We start from the raw sequence: 5,111 nt of genomic DNA, 5'->3' as shown, positions 1-5,111 counted from the left end.
CGGTGCGGGCCGTCGCCCGGGGGCGCGGGAGGCGCGAGGGGAGCCCGCACGGCCGTACGGGCGCCGGGCTCGGGCAGCGCGAGCCGGTAGTCGGCGGGGCCCTCGTCGAGGAGGGCCGGCGGCGGCACCGCCGACAGGTCGGCGCCGCAGCCGCCGCAGAAGTTGTCGGCCGGGTCCAGCGGCTCCCGGCAGGCGGGGCACGCCGTCAGCTGTGAGGGGCGCGGCACTTGCGACATCGATCACACCCATGTTCTGGGGCGGAAGCGGTTGGCCCGCTCCACCAGTTCGATCCGTTCCTCGCCGCGCTGGGCGAGCCGCGCGAGCACGCGGTACGAGCGCTCCAGCCCGAAGCGCAGCTCGCGCTCGTCCAGCCCGCGGCCCAGCAGGGCGCCCGGGCGGGCCGCTTGCGGGCCGCCGCCCGAGCCGGGGGAGCCCGACAGCACCCAGTCCAGGGCGCTGCCCAGCACCTCCGCGGAGAGCCGCTCGCGGCGCACGGCGTCCAGCCCGAAGTCCGCGAGCCGCTCGACCTGGCCCGCGGCGGCCACCAGGTCGTCCAGCAGCGGCTCCTGCGGCGAGCGCCGCCGCAGCCGGGCCCGCACCGCGGCGACGCGCGCCGCGGTGTAGTGGATGGACGCCTCCGGCACGGACTCCAGGGCGCGCACCGCGCCCGGGCGGTCCCCGCCGGCCAGCCGCACCCGTGCCAGCCCGAACGCGGCGCTGACGTAGCTCGGGTCGGTCGCCCACACCAGCCGGTAGTACTCGGCGGCGTTGTCCAGCTGCCCGAGGACCTCCGCGCACACGCCGAGCGCCAGCTTCGGGGCGGGTTCGCCCGGGAAGGCGTCGTAGACCGCATCGAAGGACAGCGCCGCCGTCTCCTTGTCGCCGCGGACCAGTGCGTGGAGCCCGCGGTACCAGACGATCCGCCAGTCGCCCGGGTGGGCGGCTTCCAGGCTCTCCAGAGCGTGGGACGCCTGCGCCTCCTCGCCCAGTTCCAGCTGGGCGCGGATCCGCCGCAGCCGCAGCTCCGGCGACTCGGCGGGCGCGGTCCGCAGCGCCGCGTGCAGCTCGGCGGGCTGCGAGGCGATCAGGCCCGCGAGGAAGCCCGCGTTGGGGTCGCCGGGGTCGACGAGCGGCACGGGCAGGGCGAGCGCGGCGGCGCGCGTGTCGAGCGCGGCGACGGGGGCGACGGGGGGAGGCGGAGCAGGAGAGGAGGGCGCGCCCCCGAGGGCCGGCCGGGCCGCCGCCCCGGACGGCAGCGCTCTGCGGCCCGCGGCCCGGGCCGCCGGCACCCGCCCGCCCAGCGCCGACACCTCCTCGTCGGCCTCCGCGAACAGGCGGGTGTCCACCACCCGCAGCTCCGGCCCGAACAGCGTGGACAGCGCCGGCCGCGGCCGGCCCGTCTCCAGCGCGACGACCTCCCGCAGCACCCCCGTCAGCTGGTCGGCCATCTCCGCGGCGGACGCGAACCGCCGCGCCGGATCCGGGTCCGTGGCGCGCACGAGCAGCCGGTAGAAGGACTCGTAGCGGGCGAACACCTCGATGTGGTCCGGGTCGGGCAGGCGGTCCGCGAAGACGTTCGTGTAGCCCTGGAAGTCGAAGGTGAGCACGGCGAGCGTACGGGCCACCGTGTACAGGTCGGAGGCGACCGACGGGCCCACCTCGGCGACCTCGGGGGCCTGGTAGCCCACCGTGCCGTAGATCGCGCTGTCGTGGTCGTCCATCCGCCGGACCGCGCCCATGTCGATCAGCTTGAGCTGGTCCTGCTGCTGGATGGCGTTGTCCACCTTGAAGTCGCAGTACAGCAGGTTGCGGCTGTGCAGGTGGCCGAGCGCCTCCAGCGCCTCGATGCCGTACGCGCAGGCCTGCGCCACCGGCAGCGGGTCGCGCCGGCCGTCCGGCGTCCGCCGCGCGTTGGCGATCTCCTTCAGCGACCTGCCGCCGACGTACTCCATGACGATGTAGCCGTCGAGGCTGCCGGTGCGCTGGTCGAGGTGCTCGACGAAGTTGTAGATGCGGACGATGTTGGCGTGCTCGATCTCGGCGAGGAAGCGCCGCTCGGAGACCGCCACCGCCAGGGCGTCCTCGTCGCCGGTGTCCAGCAGGCCCTTGAGCACCACCCAGCGGTCGGACACGGCCCGGTCGATGGCCAGGTAGATCCAGCCGAGCCCGCCGTGCGCGAGGCAGCCCGCCACCTCGTACTGCCCGTGCACCACGTCGCCCGCGCGCAGCTTGGGCACGAAGGAGTACGGGTGGCCGCACTTCGTGCAGAAGCCCTCCGTGCGGCCGGGCCGGTCGCCGCGCGCCCGCCCCACCGGCGCCCCGCAGTCGCCGCGGCTGCAGAAGCGCTTCCGCTCGGGGACCTCCGGGTTCTCCAGGACGGCCGCCCGCGGATCCGGGCGCGGCACCTCCGGGACCTTGACCAGCCCGGCACCCAGCTTCCCGCGGCCCGAACCCGCGGGCACCGAGCCGGAGCTGCGCACCGACACCGCCCGCGACGACGAGGGCGACGAGCCCTCGGAGGCCGGCCGGGAGCGCGACAGCCGCCCCGACACCGAGCGGCGCGACGACGCCGAGCGCGCCGACCCGGACCGGGACGACGAGCCCTGCGAGCCGGAGCCCGCGCTGCCGCTGCCCTTCGAGGACGCGCCCGACGCGCCCGACGCGCCTCCCGTACCCCCCGTGACTCCCGTGGCCGGCGAGCCCACCGACCCGTTCGGCGACACGACCGGCGCCAGGCCGCACGTGTCGCAGTACAGCTCTCCGCCGCCGACGTCCTCGTACGAACCGGCACACCCCGGCCGCTGACACGCCCCGCTCATGACTCCCCCCTCCGGCCCGTGGCCCGCTCCCCGGCACCCGCCGCCAGCGCCTCGGCCAGCGCCTGCTGATAGCGCAGGACGGCCCCCTCGGCGGCGACCAGATCGCACGGCGCACTCCACAGCATGCGCCGCGCCGCGTCGTAGCGCTCGACGAGCAGTGAGTCCTCCGCGAGGCCGTGCCGGGCCGTCTTCGCCTTGTACGCGTCCAGGCGGCCGCGCAGCTCCGCCCGGACCGCCAGCGGGGCCGTCACCGCCGTGAGCGACTCGCGGGCGCGCAGCAGCTCCTCCTCGGCGCGCTGCTCCAGCCCCTCCAGGAGCGGCGACAGCCGGTGCCAGCGCGCGTGCCTGCGGTGGTCGGCGGCGGCCGACAGCTGCTCGTAGAGGGCCGTGGGCGGGCCCGACACGGCCGGCACCACGGAGGCGGCGATCTTCGACAGGACCTCGACGCGCGCCTGCCGGGCCTCGTTGAGCGTGCGGTCCGCGCGCGAGAGGACGTCGCGCACGCGCATCAGCCGCTGCTCGGCGTCCTGCCGGACGTCGAGGACGGCCTCGACCTCCCGGCGGACGTCCTCCAGGGCCCGCGCGGCCCGGTCGTAGCGGGTGGTGTCGGGGCGGCCGCCGCCCGGCGCGGAGCTGGGCGAGGCGCCGGACCAGAAGGCCAGGGGATCCCCTATCACCTCGGCGCGCAGCGCGGCCAGTTCCCGCGTGATCTGCTCCAGGTCGTCGCCGGAGGGGTGCTCGCCGGGGCGCACGCCCACCGAGTGGGCGAGCGAGCGGGTGCGCCGCAGCTCGGCGGCGAGCAGGTCGATGCGGGCGGGCAGCGCGGACCACACGGTGTCGGCGATGACGACGACGTCGAGGGCTTGGGCGTACCAGCCGTTCATGCGGTCCAGCAGCTCCTGCAGGCTCAGCCGCTCGCTGAGCCGTGCGGTCAGCCCCGGCACCCCGGCCGTCAGGCCCGCGGCGCCGGACGCGGCCGTGCTCGGGGAGGCCAGGGTGATGCCGGATCCGCGCAGCAGTTCGGTGAGCTCGGACAGCTCGCCCTGGGTGGGCCAGCGGCGGCGGGCGCGCAGCTCGCGGGCGGTGGTCAGGGCGGCCGTGTAGGCGTCGAAGTACGCCCACAGCTGCCCGATGAGGGCCTCGGCGGCCGCCCACCGGCTCCTGGTCTCGCCGGTGAGCTCCGCCCCCTCCAGCAGGCGCCGCCCCGCGTGGTCCTGGAGGGCGAGCAGCGAGGACTCGACGGCCTCGTGCTCCGCGCCGAGCCTGGCCAGCGCGCGGTCCGCCTCCTCGCGGGTCAGGGCCGGCCCGGTGGGCTCCGCGACCGCCATCGATCCCCTCTCTCCTGTCCGCCGCCCGCGCCGCGGGCCGATCCGTTACGGCAGTGCTCCCCGGCCCGCCGTCAGTCCCGGTACTGGGGAACCGGCGGGCCGGTGATCCCCTTCAGGTCGCTGGCGAGCCACCTCTCGTACGCCTTCATCCAGAGGCTCGCGGCGCCGCCGCTGCGGTAGTCCTCCAGGACCTTGTTGACACGGCGTACCAGGTCCGTGTCCGCGAGGTTCATCGCCACGCCGTACGGTTCGGTGGTGAACGGCTTTCCGACGAGCTGCACGGACGGGTCCTGGGCCGCCTGGCCGGCCGCCAGCGCCCTGTCGTTGACCACCGCGTCGACCTCGCCGAGCTGGAGCCGCACCAGGCAGTCCAGCTGGTTGGGGACGGTCAGCAGGGACGAACCGTGCGGTTCCTCCCGGACCTTGAGCTCGGCCGTGGACCCCTCCGCCGTACAGACCTTCTTCCCCTTCAGCGAGTCGTCGAACGCGGTCACCGGTGACCCCTTGGGAACCATGACCTGCTGCCCGGACTCGAAGTACGCGGTGGAGAACGCCACTTGCTTGATCCGGTCGCAGGTGATGGTCATCGTGCGGGCGACGATGTCCACCTTGCCCGTCCGGAGGGCGGGTATGCGCCGGCTCGTGGGGATCGCGAGAAAGGTGACCTTCTCGGGGTCGCCGAGGATGTCCTTGGCGACGGCCCGGACGAGGTCGATGTCGAAGCCGCTCAGCTCGCCGTCTGCGGGGTTGCGGTAGCCCCAGTGGTAGCTGTTCTGGTCGACGCCCGCGATCAGCCGGCCGCGGGCCTTGATGCGCTGCACGGCCGGGCCGTCCGTCCCGCCCGAGGGTCGCAGGCTCGCCTCGGGGTCGCTGCACTGCGCGGCTGCGGCTGCGGCTGCGGCTGCGGCCTCCGGGCCGGGGGCGGGCGCGGCGTGCGCGGCGGACGAGGAGCGCTCCGGCCGGC

At 75.8% G+C, this 5,111-nt stretch carries 4 protein-coding genes and 1 pseudogene; 1 reads left to right on the top strand and 4 read right to left on the bottom strand.

Annotation, left to right across the window (positions count from 1 at the left end):
* Together B7P34_RS34970 and B7P34_RS34965 are read right to left on the bottom strand one after the other, a co-directional pair.
* Positions 1–236: pseudogene (locus B7P34_RS34970) on the bottom strand (zinc ribbon domain-containing protein); the annotation flags it as partial.
* Between the two features lie 3 nt (positions 237–239).
* Positions 240–2,405 carry a tetratricopeptide repeat protein gene (locus tag B7P34_RS34965; protein ID WP_435693997.1) on the bottom strand — a complete coding sequence of 722 codons (2,166 nt, stop codon included), beginning with the start codon at positions 2,403–2,405 and terminating at the stop codon, positions 240–242.
* A gap of 10 nt (positions 2,406–2,415) precedes the next feature.
* On the opposite strand from B7P34_RS34965, the gene B7P34_RS39950 reads away from it, so the two are divergent.
* Entirely contained in the window at positions 2,416–2,805 is a 390-nt protein-coding gene (locus B7P34_RS39950; RefSeq protein ID WP_435693996.1) for a hypothetical protein, read from the top strand.
* Between the two features lie 10 nt (positions 2,806–2,815).
* Here B7P34_RS39950 and B7P34_RS34960 read toward each other — a convergent pair whose 3' ends face one another.
* Both B7P34_RS34960 and B7P34_RS34955 read right to left on the bottom strand, forming a co-directional pair.
* The gene (locus tag B7P34_RS34960; protein WP_106682162.1) at positions 2,816–4,147 is read right to left on the bottom strand and encodes a hypothetical protein; all 1,332 of its coding nucleotides are present in this window, start codon (positions 4,145–4,147) and stop codon (positions 2,816–2,818) included.
* A gap of 71 nt (positions 4,148–4,218) precedes the next feature.
* A partial coding sequence (locus B7P34_RS34955) for a glutamate ABC transporter substrate-binding protein (RefSeq protein ID WP_106682161.1) occupies positions 4,219–5,111 on the bottom strand: 893 nt, incomplete at its 5' end.

Origin of the sequence: Streptosporangium nondiastaticum (assembly GCF_003011965.1) — a bacterium.
Classification (GTDB): domain Bacteria; phylum Actinomycetota; class Actinomycetes; order Streptomycetales; family Streptomycetaceae; genus Streptomyces; species Streptomyces nondiastaticus.
Note: the sequence above shows the minus strand (reverse complement) of the source record. Positions and strands in the feature narration are given on the sequence as shown.

Bases quoted from the DNA above. Each gene is read 5' to 3' on its own strand.
- B7P34_RS34960 (WP_106682162.1), bottom strand. From the start codon at position 4,147: ATGGCGGTCGCGGAGCCCACCGGGCCGGCCCTGACCCGCGAGGAGGCG.